The 18,394-nt window shown below is 65.2% G+C and carries 19 protein-coding genes; 7 read left to right on the forward strand and 12 right to left on the reverse strand.

The window, feature by feature from the left end:
* Positions 1–14: 14 nt before the first annotated feature.
* Positions 15–1,382, reverse strand: a complete 1,368-nt coding sequence (locus GPL20_RS21500; RefSeq protein WP_157331503.1) for an amidase — start codon at positions 1,380–1,382, stop codon at positions 15–17.
* On the reverse strand, positions 1,363–2,559 hold the full coding sequence (locus GPL20_RS21505; RefSeq protein ID WP_157331504.1) for an MFS transporter: 1,197 nt from the start codon (positions 2,557–2,559) through the stop codon (positions 1,363–1,365). The genes GPL20_RS21500 and GPL20_RS21505 overlap by 20 nt, the downstream gene beginning before the upstream one ends.
* Positions 2,560–2,585: 26 nt before the next feature.
* Here GPL20_RS21505 and GPL20_RS21510 point away from each other — a divergent pair, with 26 nt between their 5' ends.
* Positions 2,586–2,921 (forward strand): hydroxyisourate hydrolase, encoded by a 336-nt coding sequence (locus tag GPL20_RS21510; RefSeq protein ID WP_254125573.1) that lies wholly within the window; start codon positions 2,586–2,588, stop codon positions 2,919–2,921.
* Here the strand turns inward: GPL20_RS21510 and GPL20_RS21515 are convergent, their stop codons facing one another.
* Genes GPL20_RS21515 through GPL20_RS21530 form a run of 4 tightly spaced genes read right to left on the reverse strand, consistent with a single transcriptional unit; the run spans position 2,922 to position 6,774 of the window.
* The gene (locus tag GPL20_RS21515) at positions 2,922–3,737 is read right to left on the reverse strand and encodes an ABC transporter permease (RefSeq protein ID WP_157331506.1); all 816 of its coding nucleotides are present in this window, start codon (positions 3,735–3,737) and stop codon (positions 2,922–2,924) included.
* Positions 3,737–4,600, reverse strand: a complete 864-nt coding sequence (locus GPL20_RS21520; RefSeq protein ID WP_157331507.1) for an ABC transporter permease — start codon at positions 4,598–4,600, stop codon at positions 3,737–3,739. Before GPL20_RS21520 ends, GPL20_RS21515 begins: the two co-directional genes overlap by 1 nt.
* A gap of 3 nt (positions 4,601–4,603) precedes the next feature.
* Positions 4,604–5,650, reverse strand: coding sequence for an ABC transporter substrate-binding protein (locus tag GPL20_RS21525; RefSeq protein ID WP_157331508.1), 1,047 nt, complete (start codon positions 5,648–5,650; stop codon positions 4,604–4,606).
* 29 nt (positions 5,651–5,679) lie between these two features.
* A complete protein-coding gene (locus GPL20_RS21530) occupies positions 5,680–6,774 on the reverse strand; it encodes an ABC transporter ATP-binding protein (protein ID WP_157331509.1) in 1,095 nt (364 codons plus the stop codon).
* An 88-nt stretch (positions 6,775–6,862) separates the two neighbouring features.
* Here GPL20_RS21530 and GPL20_RS21535 point away from each other — a divergent pair, with 88 nt between their 5' ends.
* Positions 6,863–8,245 (forward strand): amidase, encoded by a 1,383-nt coding sequence (locus GPL20_RS21535; RefSeq protein WP_157331510.1) that lies wholly within the window; start codon positions 6,863–6,865, stop codon positions 8,243–8,245.
* On the opposite strand, the gene GPL20_RS21540 is transcribed toward GPL20_RS21535, so the two are convergent.
* The gene (locus tag GPL20_RS21540; RefSeq protein WP_157331511.1) at positions 8,242–8,991 is read right to left on the reverse strand and encodes an aspartate/glutamate racemase family protein; all 750 of its coding nucleotides are present in this window, start codon (positions 8,989–8,991) and stop codon (positions 8,242–8,244) included. The two genes, GPL20_RS21535 and GPL20_RS21540, sit on opposite strands and share 4 nt — an antisense overlap.
* Positions 8,992–8,994: 3 nt before the next feature.
* On the reverse strand, positions 8,995–9,651 hold the full coding sequence (locus GPL20_RS21545; RefSeq protein ID WP_157331512.1) for a GntR family transcriptional regulator: 657 nt from the start codon (positions 9,649–9,651) through the stop codon (positions 8,995–8,997).
* A 255-nt stretch (positions 9,652–9,906) separates the two neighbouring features.
* Between GPL20_RS21545 and GPL20_RS21550 the strand changes: the two genes are divergently transcribed.
* The 5 genes from GPL20_RS21550 to hydA are packed head-to-tail and all read left to right on the forward strand — an operon-like array spanning position 9,907 to position 14,684.
* Positions 9,907–10,911, forward strand: a complete 1,005-nt coding sequence (locus GPL20_RS21550) for an ABC transporter substrate-binding protein (RefSeq protein ID WP_157331513.1) — start codon at positions 9,907–9,909, stop codon at positions 10,909–10,911.
* Positions 10,895–11,746, forward strand: a complete 852-nt coding sequence (locus GPL20_RS21555; RefSeq protein WP_157331514.1) for an ABC transporter permease — start codon at positions 10,895–10,897, stop codon at positions 11,744–11,746. Before GPL20_RS21550 ends, GPL20_RS21555 begins: the two co-directional genes overlap by 17 nt.
* On the forward strand, positions 11,746–12,522 hold the full coding sequence (locus GPL20_RS21560; RefSeq protein ID WP_157331515.1) for an ABC transporter ATP-binding protein: 777 nt from the start codon (positions 11,746–11,748) through the stop codon (positions 12,520–12,522). The genes GPL20_RS21555 and GPL20_RS21560 overlap by 1 nt, the downstream gene beginning before the upstream one ends.
* 9 nt (positions 12,523–12,531) lie before the next feature.
* Complete coding sequence (locus GPL20_RS21565; protein ID WP_157331516.1) at positions 12,532–13,263, forward strand: maleate cis-trans isomerase family protein; 732 nt, start codon at positions 12,532–12,534, stop codon at positions 13,261–13,263.
* A gap of 11 nt (positions 13,264–13,274) precedes the next feature.
* The gene (gene hydA / locus GPL20_RS21570; protein WP_254125152.1) at positions 13,275–14,684 is read left to right on the forward strand and encodes a dihydropyrimidinase; all 1,410 of its coding nucleotides are present in this window, start codon (positions 13,275–13,277) and stop codon (positions 14,682–14,684) included.
* A gap of 165 nt (positions 14,685–14,849) precedes the next feature.
* On the opposite strand, the gene GPL20_RS39600 is transcribed toward hydA, so the two are convergent.
* From GPL20_RS39600 to GPL20_RS21585, 4 genes are all read right to left on the reverse strand, one after another.
* On the reverse strand, positions 14,850–15,164 hold the full coding sequence (locus tag GPL20_RS39600) for an LLM class oxidoreductase (protein ID WP_246250784.1): 315 nt from the start codon (positions 15,162–15,164) through the stop codon (positions 14,850–14,852).
* Complete coding sequence (locus GPL20_RS39605; RefSeq protein WP_246250785.1) at positions 15,134–15,352, reverse strand: hypothetical protein; 219 nt, start codon at positions 15,350–15,352, stop codon at positions 15,134–15,136. Before GPL20_RS39605 ends, GPL20_RS39600 begins: the two co-directional genes overlap by 31 nt.
* Complete coding sequence (locus tag GPL20_RS39610) at positions 15,352–15,714, reverse strand: LLM class flavin-dependent oxidoreductase (RefSeq protein ID WP_246250795.1); 363 nt, start codon at positions 15,712–15,714, stop codon at positions 15,352–15,354. Before GPL20_RS39610 ends, GPL20_RS39605 begins: the two co-directional genes overlap by 1 nt.
* Before the next feature lie 125 nt (positions 15,715–15,839).
* A complete protein-coding gene (locus GPL20_RS21585) occupies positions 15,840–18,128 on the reverse strand; it encodes a TonB-dependent receptor (protein ID WP_157331517.1) in 2,289 nt (762 codons plus the stop codon).
* Positions 18,129–18,394: the final 266 nt, after the last annotated feature.

Consider the following 18,394-nt stretch of genomic DNA (forward strand, 5'->3'; position numbering starts at 1 on the left):
ATCGGACGGTGGACTTACGAATGCAAGATGGCCTCGATCTGTTGTGCGGCTCCAAGCAGCGTCCGGTCCTGTCCGCGCCTTGCGATGATTTGCAGGCCGAACGGAAGACCGCGCTGATCCGTTCCGCATGGAATCGAGACCGCCGGCAGGCGAGCATGATTGACAAAGGATGTGAAAACCGCGTGCGCCCGCGGGCTCGCTGGCTTTCCTCCGATCATGTGCGGGCCGATCTGCGTCAGAGGCCACGCAACGCATGGGACGGTTGGGGTCAGCAGCAAATCAACCTCGGTGAAGAAAGCCGCGAAGGCATTGGCGATCGCGGCGCTGGCGAGCAGCGCTCCGGCAACCTCCGCACCCGACCAGGAGAGACCTCGCGCGATCTGCCTGGCGACATCGGGATCGAACATCGTCGAATCCGTGCGGAAGGTATCACTATAGAGCATCGCGAGACCCGCATGCTGAAGCGGCATGATGGCGTCCTCCGTGGCGTCTGCCGGCCAGACGGGATTGCGTTGTGTGATGCGCAAACCTGCCGCGGAAAGCCGGTCGACAGCGGAGGCAAGACCATCCTCGACGACGCTATCAACCGCGACATCGAGCCCCAGGCGTGGCGAGAACGCGATGCGCTGATCGCCGATGCCCTGGGCCTGCTGCGCAACGACGGCAGAATCCGGGTCGCGCGGATCGGCGCCGACCATGGCTCCGAACGCCAATGCGATATCGGCAACGTCAGTGGCGATCGGTGCGATGACGGAGAGCCCGAAAAACGGTTCGGCAAAGCCGGGCCCGTAGGGGATCGCGCCGTAGGACGGCTTGAAACCGACGACGCCGACATGGGCCGGCGGCCTGCGGCTGGAGCCTCCGGCATCGGTGCCGATCGCGAGCGGCACGAGGCCGGCGGCAACGGCAGCGGCGGGACCGCCGGACGAACCGCCCGGCGTCAGCGTGGGATCAAGAGGATGCCGCGTCGGCCCGAACAGCGGCGAGGTCGTCACCCCCTTGCAGGCGAATTCCGACGTCGCGCCGATGCCGACGATGACGGCACCGGCTTGGCGCAGCCGCTCGATCGCGACCGCATCCTGCGGCGCGATGAAGTCGGCGAACAGGCGCGAGCCCTGTGTCACGCGCCAGCCCCCGACCCAGATATTGTCCTTGACGACGATGGGGACGCCGGCGAGCGCCATCTTCTCGCCGGAGCGCAGGCGGTCGTCGACCGCCACGGCGTCGGCAAGCGTACGCTCGGGATCGAGCGTCACCACCGCGTTCAAGCTTTTCGCAGCTTCGATGCGCGTGAGCGCGGCCTTGGTCGTCTCGACGACGCTTCTCCGCCCGGCCGAAATGTCGGCCGCAATCTCGCGCGCGCTATTTGTCTGCCTTGCCATGGCCTCCCCAGATCAGTGCCAATGTGCCGCACAGTGCAAGGCACGCCAACGCGAAGAAGGCCGCGCCGAGGCTCGCTGTAGCATCCAGGATCGACAACAGTGCGGGGGCCGCCAGCAAGCCCGCATAGGATGCCGTCAGCACCGCGCCAGTGGTCTCGCCAATCCGATCCTGCGGGGCGAGGCGCGTGATCTCGGCGACGAAGACGCCGTTCCAGCCTGAGGCCGTCAGGCCGAACAGCGCCGCCATCGCAAATTGGCCGGTGCGGCCGAGCGATGCGCCATCGAGGCCAAGCAGTGCGGCGCAGAAGGCCATGCCGAGGCCGATGACGACGAGCACGGCGCGGGAGGCATCGAGGCGCATCGCGACATAGCCCCAGCCGAGTCGGCCGATCAGGCCGCCGGTTTGCGCACAGGCGAGTGCCATGCCGGCCTCGATATGGCTGAGCCCGAGCTCGCGGGTGCCGAGCGTGACGAAGACCGTGTTGAGCGACACCTGCATCGCGCTGAACGGCATCGACGCCAGCGCCAGCATCGCGATCCGCCGGTCCGCGGTCACGAGGGCCAGCCGGGCGCGGAGATCGAGCTCCGGAGGCGGGACGGCCTTGCCTGCATAGGCCGGCCGCAGGCGCTCGAACAGCAGGATCGCGAGCAGCGCACAGGCGCCGACCGCCGCGTAGCACCAGGCAGGTCCCATCGAGATCGCGATCGCGGGCAGCACCAGCGAACCGCAGACGGCGCCGATCTGGTTGCCGGTCTGGCGCACCGAGAACACGAAGGCGCGACGCTCGGCCGTCACGAGGCGTGCCAGCAGCGCCGCGCTCGCTGGCGTCTCGGGTCCGAAGGCAAGGCCGAGGCAGAGGCCCGCAGCAAGCAGGGCCGCCGCCGAGCCGAGCGAGGCCAGCGCCATGCTGACGACGATGGCCGCCGCGCACAGGCTCGCGATCCGGAGCGAGCCCATGCGCGTGATGAAGCCGCCGCACCAGAACGAGGCGGGGATGCCGACGGCAAAGACCGCGCAGGAGAACATCGAGATCTGCCAGACCTCGATATGGGCGCGCGGTGCCACCACGCCCGGCGCGAACAGGGCCAGCGCCACCAGTGCCTGAAGCGAGGTCATCGCCCCCAGGGCCGGGAGCAACGCGGGCGCTGGCCGAACGGCACTGTTTGCGTCTACCATGGCGGTGCGCTTACGGGAGGAACATGGTGGCAGGCGGTATTTCCATTCACGCGGTCGATGTGGCGAGCGGCCGGCCCGCGCAAGGACTGCGCGTCGAGATCTGGCGGATCGATCCCGAGAAGGTGCGTGTCGCCGAGGGGCGACTGGGCGCCAATGGTGTGCTCGATCATCCCATTGCGCGAGGCGAGGGCGTTTCGGCAGGCGAGTACGAGGTCCTGTTTCATCTCGGCGAGTTTTTCGGCGATAGCGACGGCTTCCTGACCGTGACGCCGTTCCGCCTCCGCATCAAGAACGTTGACGAGCATTTTCACCTGCCGCTGAAATTCACGCGCTGGGGCTATTCGCTGTTCCGCGGCGCCTGATCAGTTCGTCAGCCGCCGCGACAATCCCGTGACGCGCTCCATCATCGCAACCAGCGCGACGGTCGCGATGATCAGCACGCCCGACAGCGCCGCGATGGTGACGTCGAGCTTGCCCTCGAGGTCCTGCCACATCCGGATCGGCAGCATGTCGGTGGCGGCATCGCGCAGGAACAGCGAGACCGGGACGTTGTCGAAGGACGACATGAAGGCGATGAAGGCGCCCGCGATGATGCCCGGCCGGATCAGCGGCAGCACGATGCGGCGGAACGTGTAGAGACGGCTGGCGCCAAGCACCGCCGAGCTTTCGAGCAGGGTCGGCTCCAGCTGGGCGAGGGCTGCGACCGTGTTGCGAACCACATAGGGGACGCAGACCACGGTGTGGCCGATCACCAGTGTCAGCGGCGAGACCGGCAGGCCAACCAGCGAGAACAGCATCAGGGCGGCAAGGCCGAAGGCCAGCGCCGGCAACACGAGCGGCGACATGAAGAGGGAATCGAGCAGCCGCGCCGACAGCGTTCGCGACCGCGAGATGGCCAGCGCGGCCGCAACGCCGAGCACGACGGACAGGCCCGTCGCCCACAGCGCGACGAAGAGGCTGTTCTTGGCCGCGAAGTGCAGCTGCCATGCATTCCAGAGCTCAACGTACCAGCGCAGCGAATAACCCGGCGGGGGGAAGCGCAGCGAGAATCCGCTGGTGAAGGAGACGATCAGGACCACGAGCGACGGCGCGATGATCAGGATCAGCGCGATGATCGCAACCACGATCATGACGAGTTCGAAGCTGAATGCTTCCAGGGTGCGTTTGCGGCCGCTCATTAGGCGCCTCCGTAGCCACGCGATAGACGGCCGAGGGTGGTGAATACCGAGACCACCGCGAGCACGGCGAGCAGGAAGATGATCGAGATTGCGGCCGCAAACGGCCAGTTCTGCAAGGTCGAGGCCTGCTGGTAGAGATACATCGGCATGAACAGCATCTGCCCGCCACCGACCAGCGACTGGGTGATGAAGGCCGTGATGGCGGCGGCATAGGTCAGCGTGCAGCCGGCGATCACGCCGGGCAGTGACAGCGGCAGCACGATCCGGAAGAAGGTGCGCCAGCTCCCGGCGCCGAGCGAGCAGGAGGCATCGTCGAGATTGGGGTCGATGCGGCCGAGCACGGTGATCAGCGGCAGCGTCATCAGCGGCATCTGCACCTGCGCCAGCGCAATCACCACGCCGAACTGGGTGTAGAGCAATTTCAAGGGTGTATCGATGATGCCGAGCGATTGCAGCGTTGCGTTGATGATGCCCTGGCGGCCCAGGATGACGATCCAGGCGAAGGTGCGCACCACCACGCTGGTCAGAAGCGGCAGCAGCACGACCATGATGATGATGGTCTGAAGCTTTGGCCCGACCCGCTGGTAGAGCCAGGCGATGGGAAAGCCGAGCACCAGGCAGACGGCCGTCACCTCGGCCCCCAGCAGCAGCGTCGAGCCGAGAACGCCGAGGCTGAAGGGGTCGGTGAGGAAGTGCAGGTACTGGCCGAGCCCCCAATGGAGCCCGGCCGTGTCGTTGTGCAGCGAGAGCCAGAGCAATTGCAGCAGCGGTGCGACGAAGAACAGCAGGAAGAACAGCGCCAGTGGCGCTGCCAATCCCATTCCGTAGGAGGTGACGTCCCGTGACGCCGGTGCTGCGCCCATAACTTAAATCTTGATCTCGCGGTTGAAGCGCTCGATCCAGGCCGAGCGCTGCTCGTTGATCTTCTTCCAGTCCTGGAACACGAACTTCTGCTTCAGTTCAGTAGTGTCCTTGGCGAGCAGGCGTGCGATCTCGCCGCCCATCGTCACCTTGGAATTGGTCGGGACGATCAGATAGGGCGGGTTCATCAGCGTGGTCTGGACCTCAGGCGTCAGCGCCGCCTCGATCAGCTTGAAGGCCAGCTCGCGGTTCGGCGAGTTCTTGACGACGTGGATCGTGGTCTTGAAGGCGATGGCGCCTTCCTTCGGGGCCACGAACTCGACCGGCACGCCGCGGGCCTTCAGGATCTGGATGGCGTTGAAATTGCCGGGCGAGATGTCGATCTGGCCTTGCTGGAACAGGGTCGCGAGCGCGCCGGGATTGGTGGCGACCGCGGCGAGATTGGGCTTCAGCTCCTCGAGCGCCTTGAAGCCGGGATCGACGTTCGCCTCGGAGCCGCCGCGCATCTTGGCGATCTCGACCAGCCAACCGGTGCCGAGCGTCGAGTTGAGGTTGGTGATGCCGACGCGGCCCTTGAACTCGGACTTCCAGAGATCGGCCCATGAAGTCGGCGGCGTCTTGACGGTTTCCGGATTGTAGGTGAGGCCGACGACCTGAAAGAACGGGGCAGGGCCCATCGGCTCCTGCGCCTCGGCGATCAGGTCCTTGTAACAGGCGCTTTTCTCAACGGGATAGGGCTCAACGAGATCCTGGCCGATGGCGACGAGGGCCGGACCGGGATCGTGCAGCATGACGTCGATCGGCGGATTGGCCTTGGCGGCAGTCACCTTCGCGATCTGGTCGACCGAGAGCATGGGGTCGAGCACCATCGCGGCATCGGTGTTTGCCTTGCGGAAGGCCGGCACCAGCACGGCCTTGTGGGCTTCCTCCCAGCTTCCGGTGAAGGTCGCAAACACCAGCGGGCGGGCCTGGGCGAAACTCAGCCCGGGAAACGCCTTCATGGCGCCGAGTGTGAGCGCGGTCGTCATCAGGCTTCGGCGGTTCAGGATCATGTCGAACTCCGTGTGGACAAGGACTGGAACTAAAGCGTTGCGGGAAAGGCGTTGGCGAGCGATGGGGCGAGCGGGGCGAGGCGCACCGCAGCGCCGTTCTCCAGCGCGCGCGTCTCGCCGATGCGCGCCTGGGAGACCTTGACGCCGGAGCCGTCGGCGGTGGTGACCTCGTGCACGACGGTCGCCCCAAGCGGTAGCGACATGCCGACCACGCCGGCAAAGCCGGTCTCGTCGCCGACGAATTGCAGATGCTCGGGGCGGATGCACACGGTGACGCGGCCGCCCTCGGCGAGGGCGCCCGCCGCCGGCCGCGCGATGATCTCCGCGCCGGCATCGAGACGCACTTTTGCGGCCGTGCGATCCGCGGAGACGACAATGCCGGGCATGCGGTTGGTCGAGCCGACAAAGGTGTTCACGAACAGGGTCTGCGGCCGGTCGTAGACGTCGGATGGCGTGCCGAACTGCTCGAGCTTGCCATGGCTCAGTACCGCGACGCGATCGGCCATCGACAAGGCTTCTTCCTGGTCGTGGGTCACGATCAGCGTGGTGATGCCGGAGACGCGCTGCAGCCGCTTGACCTCGATCTGCATGTCGAGCCGCAGATTCTTGTCGAGCGCGGCAAAGGGCTCGTCGAGGAGCAGGATCGACGGCTTGATCGCAAGTGCGCGAGCCAGCGCGACGCGCTGCTGCTGGCCGCCGGAGAGCTGTCGCGGCAGCCGCTCGGCCATCGACGGCAACTGCACCAGCTCGAGCAGACGCTGCGCCTCGTGCTGGCGCGTCGCCCTGTCGATGCCGCGGGCGGCGAGGCCGTAAGCAACGTTCTCGCTGATCGACAGATGCGGAAACAGCGCGTAGTTCTGAAATACGATGCCGACCGCGCGCTTGTTCGGCGGCAGCGCGTCGACGATGTCGTCGCCGATGATGATGCGCCCCTGCGTCTGCGCGATGAAGCCGGCGATGATGCGCAGCAGAGTGGTCTTGCCGCAGCCGGACGGGCCGAGCAGGGCGATGATCTCACCGCCTTTGATGTCGAGATTGATGTTCTCGACCGCGAGCGCGCCGCTTGGATAGCGGTGGGTGACCGCGTCGACGACGAGCGAACGTCCGCTTGGCGCATCAGCCATGGTGTTGCCTCCCGTTACCCCAAAGCAGAAAGCAAGTCTCGTGCCCGCGCCTGTCGCTTTTCGGCGTACCTTTTGGCATGGTGGCCCGATGACATCGATTTGCGACCTCACCGCCACAACCCTTGCGCGCGCCATCGCGCAGCGTGAGCTGTCCTCGCGAGAGGTCGTCGATGCCCATCTTGCGCGGATCACGGAACAGGACGCGCAATTGGCGGCGTTCGTGACCGTCGATACCGAGAGCGCTCGCCGTGCTGCGCAAATCTGCGATGCCGCTTCCACGCCGATCGGCCCGCTGCATGGCGTACCTGTCGCGATCAAGGACCTCACCGACACCGCGGGGCTTACGACCACCTACGGATCGGTGCTGTTTCGCGACCATGTGCCGGCCGAGGACGATTTCGTGGTCGCGCGGCTGCGGCGCGCCGGCGCGATCATTCTGGGAAAGACCAACACGCCGGAGTTCGGCTTCGGTGCGGTCTGCACCAACAAATTGTGCGGGCCGACGCGCAATCCGTTCGATGCCGCGCTGACCTCCGGCGGATCGTCCGGCGGCTCCGCCGTTGCGGTCGCGGCCGGCATGGTGCCGCTGGCACATGGCACCGATTTTGGCGGCTCGGTGCGCACCCCCGCAAGCTTCTGCGACGTCGCTTCGATCAGGCCGACGCCCGGCCGCATCGCGTCGCCACGTCGTCCACTCGGCTGGGACATGCTGGCCACCCACGGCTTCCTCGCCCGTGGTGTCGATGACCTCGAACTCGCGCTGTCGGTATGTGGAAGAGGCGATACGAATGATCCGCTCTCGACCGCTGTCGCCGCCGACGATCGGCCGCTTGCCGGATGCCCCCGGATCGCGGTCACGCCCGATTTCGGTGTTGCGCCGGTTGCGCGCGATGTTCGCGCACGCTTCGCTACGGCTTGCGAGGCCCTGGCGCGCGTTGGCGATGTCGTGCCGTCCTCTCCCGATTGCGGCGGGGCGATCGAAGCTTTCCGCACGCTGCGCGCCGCGCACATCGCCAACAGCTATGGCGAACTGCTGAGGACGCGCCGTGCCGAGCTCACGCCCACCGTGATCTGGAACATCGAAGCGGGCGCAAAGCTCTCGGCGGACGACTACCTCAACGCCGAGCGGCGCCGCACGACGATCTACCGCAGCTTTCACGAGCTGTTCACACGGGCCGATGTCCTGGTCGCGCCGGCGGCGTCCGTGTTCCCCTGGCCGAACGAGATCAGCGATGTCACCATGATCGACGGTGCGGCGCTGGAGACGCCGATCGATTATCTCGCCGTCACCTTCATCGTGTCGCTGGTCGGTTTCCCGGTCCTGACTTTGCCGGTGCCGCGAGGAGAGAATGAGTTGCCGTTCGGCATCCAGATCATCGCCCCGCAGGGGTGCGAATCCCGCCTGTTTGCCTTCGGCCGTACCATCGAACACGAATTGGGCTTTTCGCATCGCCGGCCAAAGCTCCCCTAGCTGTCGCGATGCTCGAGCCGGGCCGCGAGCGCGTCGGCAAGACCAATGGTGGGTTTTGCGGCGGGCCGGCGGAACGTGCCCGCCGTCGCCTTGCGCAGGCGCAGCGCCACGAGCGCTTCGGCCTGCTTCACGGCGGCAACGACCTGGTCGACGACGGGGACGGGGATCCGGTCGGCAACGCGTTCGGCCAAGCCCGAGAGCGGTGCACCGGCAAAGATCAGGACATCGGCCTCGTCCTCGACGATGGCGCGCTGCGCGAGCGCAACGAGCAGGTCTTCTTTTTCGGTGCCGACCTCGGAGATCGCCTGGAACGGCGCATCCAGCATGCGGATCCCGGCGCAGCGCTCCCACAGCCCGTGGTCGCGGACGCATTCCTCGTACCAGGGTCCCAGCGCCTGGGCGAAGGTGACGATGGCAAAGCGGCGCCCGGCCATGCAGGCGGTCAGCATCGCGGCTTCCGCCATGCCGACCACGGGAATGTCGAACGTCTCGCGCGCGGCGAACACGCCGGGATCGCCGAAGGCGGCGATGATCGCGGCATCGACCTTGGTGTGCCGCTCGGCCAGCATCTCCAGCGCGATGGCGCCGCCGATCTGCGCCTCGGTGCGGGTCGCGATATAGGGCACGCCGCGAGTCGCGGTGCAGGGCACAAGCTCGGTGCCGGACGCGGCCGCGCGCTGCCCTACACCCATCATCAGGTGCGTGACGTCGGTGCTGGTGTTGGGGTTGAGCAGAAGCAGCTTCATGGTTCAGGCCGCCGTCTGCTTGGCTTGCGAGGTGGCGAGGACTTCGAGCAGCGCCGTGCCGGTGCGCGCGACATGGGCGCCGAGCAGGCGACCGGCCGCTTCGCCGTCACGCGCCTCGAGGGCGGCCAGGATATCGGCGTGCTCGTCGACCGAATTGCTCCAGCGCCGGTCGGCGCCGAGCGCGAGGTAGCGCGCGCGTTCGGCACGCGAGATCAGCGTCTCGTGCGCCTCCCGGAGCGGCGTGTTGCGGGCCATGCGGACGATGCTGTTGTGAATCTCGCCGTTGATGGCGAAGTAGTCGTCCAGCTTGCCGTTGCGGTGGTGACCCTCCATGCGGGTCTGAAGTGTGCGCAGGCGGGCGAGATCGCGCGCGGTCGCGCGTTCCGCGGCGAGCTCGGCGGCGAGCCGCTCGATGCCGGCCAGCGCCTCGAACAATTCCGAAATGCCGTCGATGGCGATGTCGGCGATGCGCGGGCTGCGGTTGGGGCGCAGCTCGATCAACCCTTCCGCCGCGAGCACTTTCATCGCCTCGCGCAGGGGGGTGCGCGACACGCCCAGCTCCTTGGACAGTCTGGTCTCCTGGGTCTGCGATCCCGGCGGTAGCTCGCCGCGAATGATCATCGTCCGCATCCGCGCGGCGGCGCGCTCGTGCAGGCCCATCCTCTTGAGTTTGGGCGATTTTCGGCTCTTCGGGGTTTCCGGCTTCTGCTGCACGCGCGCCTCGTTGCTTCAGTTCATCCTAGCCGTTTCCGGCTCCCTGGCCTGCTCAAAATACCGACGCATGTAGCTGAAAACAATAGCACAACGCGCAAATTGTATGCAGCATGCAAAAACCGGATTGCGCTGCCGCGAAGGCCGACCGATGATCTTGGAAGACGCGCGAGATCTCTCGCGCTTTCCGAAACGGAGTAAGCGATGCGAACGGGTTTGCGACTGGGCCTCGTGATGATGGCGGCGATGTTCGGGGCAGGCGATCTTGCTTCCGCGCAGACCGCGAGGATCAAGCTTGGCTACGCCAAATGCGCGCACTGCCTGCCGATGTCGCTGATTCCAGGCATGGCGAAGGGCGTCGAGGTCGAGGCGACCGGATTCAACTCCGGCAATGACGTGCTTACCGCCCTGGTGTCGAAGAGCATCGACGTCGCACAGGTTACCTACCTCCACTACATCACCGCGCTCGACAAGGGCTTTGACCTCGTCGCCGTATCAGGCCAGATCAATGGCGGGTCCGAATGCCTCTCCTCCGCCAAGCTGAACCTTCCCCCCGAGGACTGGGCCGCGTTCAAGGCGACCGTTGTGAAAGCGAAGAGCGACGGCCAACCGATGAAGGTCGCGGCGTCCCGCGGCAACGCGCAGGACATCCACATGCGCGGCGCGTTCCTCAAGCAGGGCGTGGATCCCAACAAGGACATCCAGTTCATCAACATCCCCAATCCGTCCGACCACCTCGCAGCGCTCCAGCGCGGCGAGGTCGACATGATCTGCTCGGTCGAGCCGTTCGCCTCGCAGATACGGATTGCCGGCGCGGGCAAGCACTTCGTGCTGCCGTATGACCAGGCCGCGGGCAATCTGACCAATTTGATCGTCACCCGTTCCGACGTGATCGCGAGCCAGCGCGCCGGCATCCAGGGCGTGGTCGGCGCCGTGGTCGAGCTCGACAAGAAGCTGCTCGCCGACAACGGGCCTTGGATCGAGGTCATCAACAAGCTCACCGGCCTCGACAAGACGGTGGCGACCGAGGCACTGAAGAATGCCTCGCCGGATCCCGCGATCCATCGTTCGCAGACGCTCGCGATCGCTGCGATGATGCGCGACCTCAAATACATCTCGAAGGACGTCTCCGCGGAAGCGGAGAAGAACATGGACTATTCGTTCCTGGAGAAGGCCACAGGAAAGGCCAAGAATGACCTCGGTTACTGACGTCTCGCCGGCGAGGCCCGCGCTGCGGCTGACGAGGGCGGTCCAGGGGCTCGAACGCCTCGTCGTGCCCGCGCTGTTGATCGCGGGTTGGGAAGCTTTCGCCCGCAGCGGCATGCTTCCGCCCGCTCTGCTGCCGGCGCCGAGCGCGGTGCTGCACGCGCTCGGCGACTGGGTGTTCGGCTTCGACGAGACCACGCAGACCTATTCCGGCCATTGGCCGCGCGACGCGCTCGCAAGCGCTCTTCGCGTCTTCGGCGGCTTTGCGCTGGCAAGCGCGCTCGGTATCCTTGCCGGTGTCGCCATCGGCTGGTCGCGTCTGTTCGAGAAAACGCTGGAGCCGACGCTGCAGATGCTGCGGCCGATCCCCCCAGTGTCGTGGATTCCGCTCGCCATCATCTGGTTCGGAATCGCGGACAAGCCGGCGATCTTCCTCGTCTTCCTCGGAGCCTTCTTCCCCGTGCTGATGAACAGCATCCACGGCGTGAAGACAGTGGACCATAATCTCGTTCGCGCCGGCGCGATGATGGGCGCGAACGGGCGGCAGATGCTGACCGACATCGTGCTGCCGGCGGCGCTGCCGTCGATCTTCGCCGGCCTGCGCATCGCGGTCGGATCGGCCTGGATGCTTACCGTCACCGCCGAGATGGTCGCGGTGAAGAGCGGCCTGGGCTACGTGCTGTGGGATTCTTATTACTTCCTGCGCTACGACATCGTGCTGGCTGCGATGATCTCGATCGGGCTGCTCGGCTATCTCTCCGACCTCAGCCTCAAGGCGATCATGGCGCGCACGCTGCGCTGGCAGCAGGCAACCACTGTGCAGGGCAGGGCGGGCTGATGGGGGCAATCGAGCTTCGCAACATCGTCAAGGTGTTTTCCGACAAGCGGCGCGGCCGCGACCTGCTGACGCTGGACAACATCAATCTCGACATCGAGGCCAATGATTTCGTCTGTCTGCTCGGCCCGTCCGGCTGCGGCAAGTCAACACTCCTGAACATCATCGCCGGCTTCGAGCAGGCGACGTCCGGCCGCACGCTGGTGGACGGCAAGCAGGTGGAAAGGCCGGGCTCGGATCGCGGTGTGGTGTTCCAGCAGCCGACCCTGATGCCGTGGCTTACCGCGATCGACAACATCGCCTTCCATCTCAAGCTCAAGGGCGTTGCCAGGGCGGAGCGCTACGACCGCGCCATGGAGTTCATCGATCTCGTCGGCCTGCGCGGTTTCGAGCACCATCATCCCTCCGAGATGTCCGGCGGCATGAACCAGCGCGTCGGCATCGCCCGCGCGCTGCTGATGAATCCGAGCGTCATCCTGATGGACGAGCCGTTCGCGGCGCTGGACGCCCAGACCAAGCTCGAAATGCAGGAGGAACTGGTCGCGATCTGGCAGAAGCGCCGCTGCACCATCGTGTTCGTCACCCACAGCGTCGACGAGGCGCTGGTCCTCGGCAACAAGATCGTGGTGATGACGAAGCGGCCGGGTCGGATCCGCGAGGCCGTCAACTTCGACCTGCCGCGCCCGCGCGACATCACCAGCCCCGAATTCAATGACGCAAAGCGCCACATCCTGTCCCTGATCAGGGAGGAGTCGACGCGCCTTGCGCAGGCGTCGTAAGGTAAAGCCATGCGCAAGCGTCTCGGCATGATCACGCCGTCGTCGAACTCGGTGCTCGAGCCCGTCACCAGCGCGATGCTGGCCGGAGCCCCTGGCATCACCGCGCATTTCTCGCGCTTCCGCGTCACCGAGATCGCGCTCGATGCTGTGGCGCTGAACCAGTTCGATGCCTCGGTGATGCTGCCGGCGGCGGATCTGCTGGCCGATGCCAAGGTCGACGCCATCGCCTGGAACGGAACCTCGGCGAGCTGGCTCGGCATCGGTCGCGACCGGAGCCTTTGCGAAGCGATCACGGCGCTCACTGGCGTACCGGCGACGACGTCCACGCTAGCCTGCATCGATGCGGTTCGCGCGCTCGGGGCCAAATGTGTCGGCCTCGTCTCGCCCTATACGGATGACGTTCAGCGGTGCATCGGCGATGTCTGGGCCGAGGTGGGAATCATCCCGCATGCCGAGCGCCATCTGGGGCTGCGCGACAATTTCTCCTTCGGCGAAGTTGAACCCGCGACGATCGCCGGCATGATCCGCGCGGTGGCGGCGGAGGGCGCGGACGCCATCGTCATTCTCTGCACCAATCTCGACGGCGCCGCGCTTGCGGCCTCGCTCGAACGGGAGTTGAGCGTAGCGGTGCTGGATTCGGTGGCAGTCACGCTGTGGCGGACCCTTGAGCTCGCCGGCGGCGACATCGGGACCCTCGCGGAGTGGGGCCGGATATTCCAGACATCCGCGGCCATCAAGTAACGGAGATTCATGTGACGCAGCTCGATCTCGCCATTCGCGGCGGCACCATCGTGACGGCAAGCGACGAGTTTCGCGCCGATATCGGCATTCGCGACGGCCGCATCGTCAGTGTCGCCGAGCAGATCAAAGGAGCCTCGCGCGAGATCGACGCGACCGGCCTGCTGGCGCTGCCGGGCGGTATCGACAGCCATGTCCACATCTCCCAGCCGTCCGGCCCCGACGTTGTCATGGCCGACGATTTTGCCTCGGCGACGCGCGCGGCGGCGGCCGGCGGCAACACCATGGTGCTTCCCTTTGCGCTCCAGGAAAAGGGCACCTCGCTGCGAACTTGCGTCGAGAACTACCGCAAGCTCGCCGAGGGCGAGTGCTACATCGACACCGCCTTCCATCTTATCATCTCCGATCCGACGGCGGTCGTGCTCGGGCAGGAGTTGCCGGCCCTCGTCAAGGACGGCTACACCTCCTTCAAGGTGTTCATGACCTATGACGACCTCGTGCTCAGCGACAAGCAGCTGCTCGAGGTCTTCGACGTCGCCCGCCGCGAGGAGGCCTTGGTGATGGTCCATTGCGAGGGCTACGACGCCATCCGCTTCCTCACCACCAAGTTGGAGCGCGAAGGCCACATTGCGCCCTATTATCATGGCGTCTCGCGGCCGCAGGCCGTCGAGCGCGAGGCGACGCATCGCGCGATCAGCCATGCGGAGGTGATCGGCGTTCCCATCATGATCGTCCACGTCTCCGGACGCGAGGCGATGGAGCAGGTGCGCTGGGCCCAGCAGCGCGGACTGCCGGTTCATGCGGAGACCTGTCCGCAATACATCACGCTCACGGCCGACGACATGAAGGGCCTGAACATGGACATGTCAGGCGCGAAATACGTCTGCTCGCCGCCGCCACGCGATGCCGAGAGTCAGCAGGCAATCTGGGAAGGCATTACGACGGGCGTGTTCCAGACCTTCTCGTCCGACCACTGTCCGTTCCGCTACGACGACCCCAAGGGCAAGCTGACGCCGAATTCCCGCACCTCGTTCCGCTGGGTGCCGAACGGCATTCCCGGCGTCGAGACGCGGCTGCCGATCCTGTTCTCGGAGGGCGTGTCGAAGGGGCGGATCACGCTGCAGAAATTCGTCGAGCTGACCGCGACCAATCACGCACGGATCTATGGCCTTTATCCGCGCAAGGGCTCGATCGGCGTCGGCTTCGATGCCGACATCGTGCTGTGGGACTCGAAGCGAAGGAAGCAGATCCGGCAGGCCGAGCTGCATCACGGCGCGGACTATACGCCGTGGGAGGGGTTCGAGATCACGGGATGGCCGGTGATGACCATCGCCCGCGGGCGGGTTGTGTGCGACCAGGGGCGGATCGTCGGCGACAAAGGCGCTGGCGAAGTTCTCAGCCGCGGCAAGTCGAGCCTGATCTGATCTTTCGTGTGGTCGGGCTCCGCGACGGTGCCCGCGGTCAGTTCGTCGGCCCATCGCCGCGAATGGCGAAGGCCGTGGCCTTCAGCTTGGTCATGCCGAGCTTCTCGAACAGCTTGTCATAGGTGCCGTCAGCATGGATCGCGGTCGGCGGATTGCCGGCGCTCTTTAGGCCGCGAAGTAAGGATTGGCCGGCCGTGCAAGGCCGAGGTGATCGCGCAAGGTCGTGCCCTCATAATCCGCACGGAACAGCCCGCGCTCCTGAAAAATCGGAACGACGAGCTCGACGAAATCCTCGAACCCTTCGTGGAAATAGGGCGGCATGACGTTGAAGCCGTCGGCCGCGTGCTCGTCGAACCAGAGCTGGAGCGTATCGGCGATGCGCTCGGCCGAACCGCACAGCACCCAATGGCCACGGGCCGCAGCGGTGAGATTATAGAGATCGCGCAGCGTCATGTTCTCGCGGCGGCCCTTGGCGAGCATGACGCTGCGAAGCTGTGGTAGCTGTCCGACGGCGCGATGTCCGGAATTGGCCCGTCGAGGTCGTAGGCCGACATGTCTCGCCCGAAGCGATCTGACAGGATCGCGAGCGCGTTGCTGCCGCTGACGAAGCTCTGGAGCGTGTTGAGCTTCTCGAACGCCTCCTTGTCGGTGCGACCGACGACGGGCATCACGCCCGGCAACACCGTGACGTCTCAGGCCTGCGGCCGAACGACGGCAACCGCGTCTTCAGTGACGCGTAGCCGGCCTTGGCTTCGTCGATATCCTGCACCACGGAGAACACGATATCGGCGGTGCGCGCGGCGAGCGCTTGCCCGGCCTCGGAGCCGCCGGCCTGGAGCACGACGGGATGGCCCTGCGGGCTGCGGCCAATGTTGAGTGGACCCTTCACCTTGAAAAACGCGCCGTCATGGTCGATCGGGCGGAGTTTTGCCGGATCGATATAAAGGCCGCTGCCACGGTCCGCGACGATAGCATCATCCGCCCAGCCGTCCCACAGGCCCTTGACCACGGCGAGGAATTCGCCGGCCATCTCGTAGCGGCGCGCGTGATCGGGCCAGCGTGGTGAGCTGGCACCAGGTCGCCGGGTGATTTGCGGCAGCCATCAGCTTGTCGGTACGTGCGCCTCGCCAACAGCTTCGACCGAGCACCAGTAAACTAAAAATTGAAGGTTGTGGAGACCATGTATGCTCTCGGCGCGCCGATCGAGATTCCGCCGCCCGCGCCGGGAACATTCGTGAGATAGTTGGCGCCGAACAAATTGACGATCCGCCCGCGAACCACGATCGGCTTACCCGACCACATGTTGGCGAAAGTGTACGATGCTCCCAGATCCGCCCGCACGTATGCGGGCACACGTTGCGTGTTCTGGGGATCGTAGTAGCTGTCTCCAACAAAGACTGCCAGCGGCGAAACCGTGAGGCCCGGCAGGCCCGGAATATCGACATCGACCCCGACCGATCCCTGGTAGTCAGGAACGGCCGGTGCCTTCTTGCCGGTCGTGGTGGGGTTGAGGGTCGTTTCGAGCCGACCGTCGATCAAACTGAAGCCCGCGAGCACCCGCACGCCCTTGGCCGGCTCGCCGAACACTGTGAACTCGACACCGCGATTTCGCTGCAGGCCGAGTGGTCCATATGCGTTGTTGACGGGATTCGTGAAAACCGATGGAGACGTAATGTCATAGGCCGCAATGGTCGTGCCGAGGGTGCCCCACCAATTGACCTTGACGCCAATTTCCTTTTGCTGCGTGACGACCGGCGCGAAACCCTGGCCGGCATTTGCCGTACCAAACGGAGCCGGAGTCACCTGCGTCAATGCCTCGATATAGTTGGCGTACAAGGTGACGTTCTCGATCGGTTTCACCGCCACTCCAACCGCGGGAGATGTCCTGGAATTGTCCGCCGTGTCGGTCAATATCCCCGTGTTCAGACCATAATTGTCTTGCTGTATCCGCTGGTGCCGTGCGCCAACTGTCAGTGCCAATCGGTCGTTGAGCACCGAAAGAGTATCCGCGATGCTCAGGCTTGTGGCGTCGACCTTGGTGAGGGGCAGCGCAGGGCCGGCCGCGTCAACGGAAACACCGGGATTCGGCGAAGGAAAGGGATTGTAGATGTTGTTGAGTGCAATTCCAAAGGTGAGCGCTGAACGTCGGTCGAAGCGCACGTCCTGTGCGGCGAAGACCACCTTGTGCTTGACCGGGCCGGTATCAAACTCGCTCCTCACTCCGACTTCGGCCGAGGTCGTATCGATCTTGAATGGTCCGCCAACCTCGAACTGAGACACCGTGCCGGCATTGTCGATGACGGTATTGGCCAGGGCCTGCAGGAACGTAGCGCTTTGCGTCTTTCCGCCGAAAGCGCCGAACACGGTCACATTCTCGAGTACGTCAGCCTCGACCCGAGCAACGCCATAGTCGTAGTTCGCGGTATAGAATTCGTAGGGTTGCGCGATATTGTTGGTGTTTCTGACGCCGGACGGGACGTTGACGCCGGGCAGCAGGCCAAACGTCGTTCGCTGACCATCTGGTTGGTTGAGATAGTTGTGGAAGTAGTCGAGCGACGCCCGCACGCGCTCTCCACGATAATCGAGCCCGACGGATACGGCGGCTGCTTCCTCGCTGAAGCGATCGACGGCGCCTGTTCCGTTGCGATAGAGCGCATTCACACGAATGCCCCACTCCTTGAACTTGCCGTAACGCTGTCCAACATCGACGGCGACGCCGCCCATCCCGTTCGACCAATATGTCCCCGTAACCTGCGCGATCGGATCATCGGTCGCATGCTTCGGTACGAGATTGACGACGCCGCCCAGCGAACCGAGCGGCGGATAGCCGTACAGGAGCTGGCTGGGGCCACGGAGAACCTCGATCCGGTCAAACAGTTCGACCGGATAGGTGGTGGCAGGGGCGACGCCGTAGAGACCGTTCAATGCAACGTCGTTGGCGTTGTAGGGAAAGCCACGAATCGAAAGAATGTCGTAATAGGAGCTGTTCGATCCCACGGTGACGGCAGGATCGCGTTCGAGAACATCCGAAACGCTCTTTGCCTGAATGCTTTGAACCAAGTCCTTGGTGTAGCCGGCGACGCTGAATGGCGTGTCGAAAATGCTCTTGTTTCCGAGAATGCCGACTTGCGTTCCGCCCGCGACCTGTCCGCCGGCAAAGGGAGCCGGGGGGCCGTTGACCTGGGAGGCGGCCGGCACGCGATAGGCGGTCGGCGCTGGCTGACCCGGGCCGAGTGAAGCTGCGCGGTTCCGGGCAACCGCACGTGTCCCCGCCGTCGAACGTCGTGGGACCGCACTTCGCTTTGCGGCCTGCGGTGCTTCGACCGTGACCGGCGGCAGAGTCGCCTGGGCGACAGCTTCTCCAGCAGAAATGGTTGTGAGCACGAAATAACTAACCGCTCCCAAATAAACTGTCCTGGTCAAGCCCGTCTTCACGATGATCATTGTTTGAGACCCAATCAATCAATCCGGCATTCGCCGGAACCCGCCAGACGTCCTACCGGCGGGGCTTTGGGCGCGCACTTAGAATGCGTCCACATCGACCGCGCGCATACGTCTTTAGCCCGCTCTCAAACGTCAGGGGTCTGGCCGTGCCGGGGAGGGTTTTCTACTGATAATCCGGGCGGGAAATCGCGCAAAGAAGAACAACCTCGGCGAGCAATTCCTCGTATCAGCATGATGCGATCTCAGCGGATGGCAGGGACTGCCAG

The sequence above is a fragment of the Bradyrhizobium cajani genome, from assembly GCF_009759665.1.
GTDB lineage: Bacteria > Pseudomonadota > Alphaproteobacteria > Rhizobiales > Xanthobacteraceae > Bradyrhizobium > Bradyrhizobium cajani.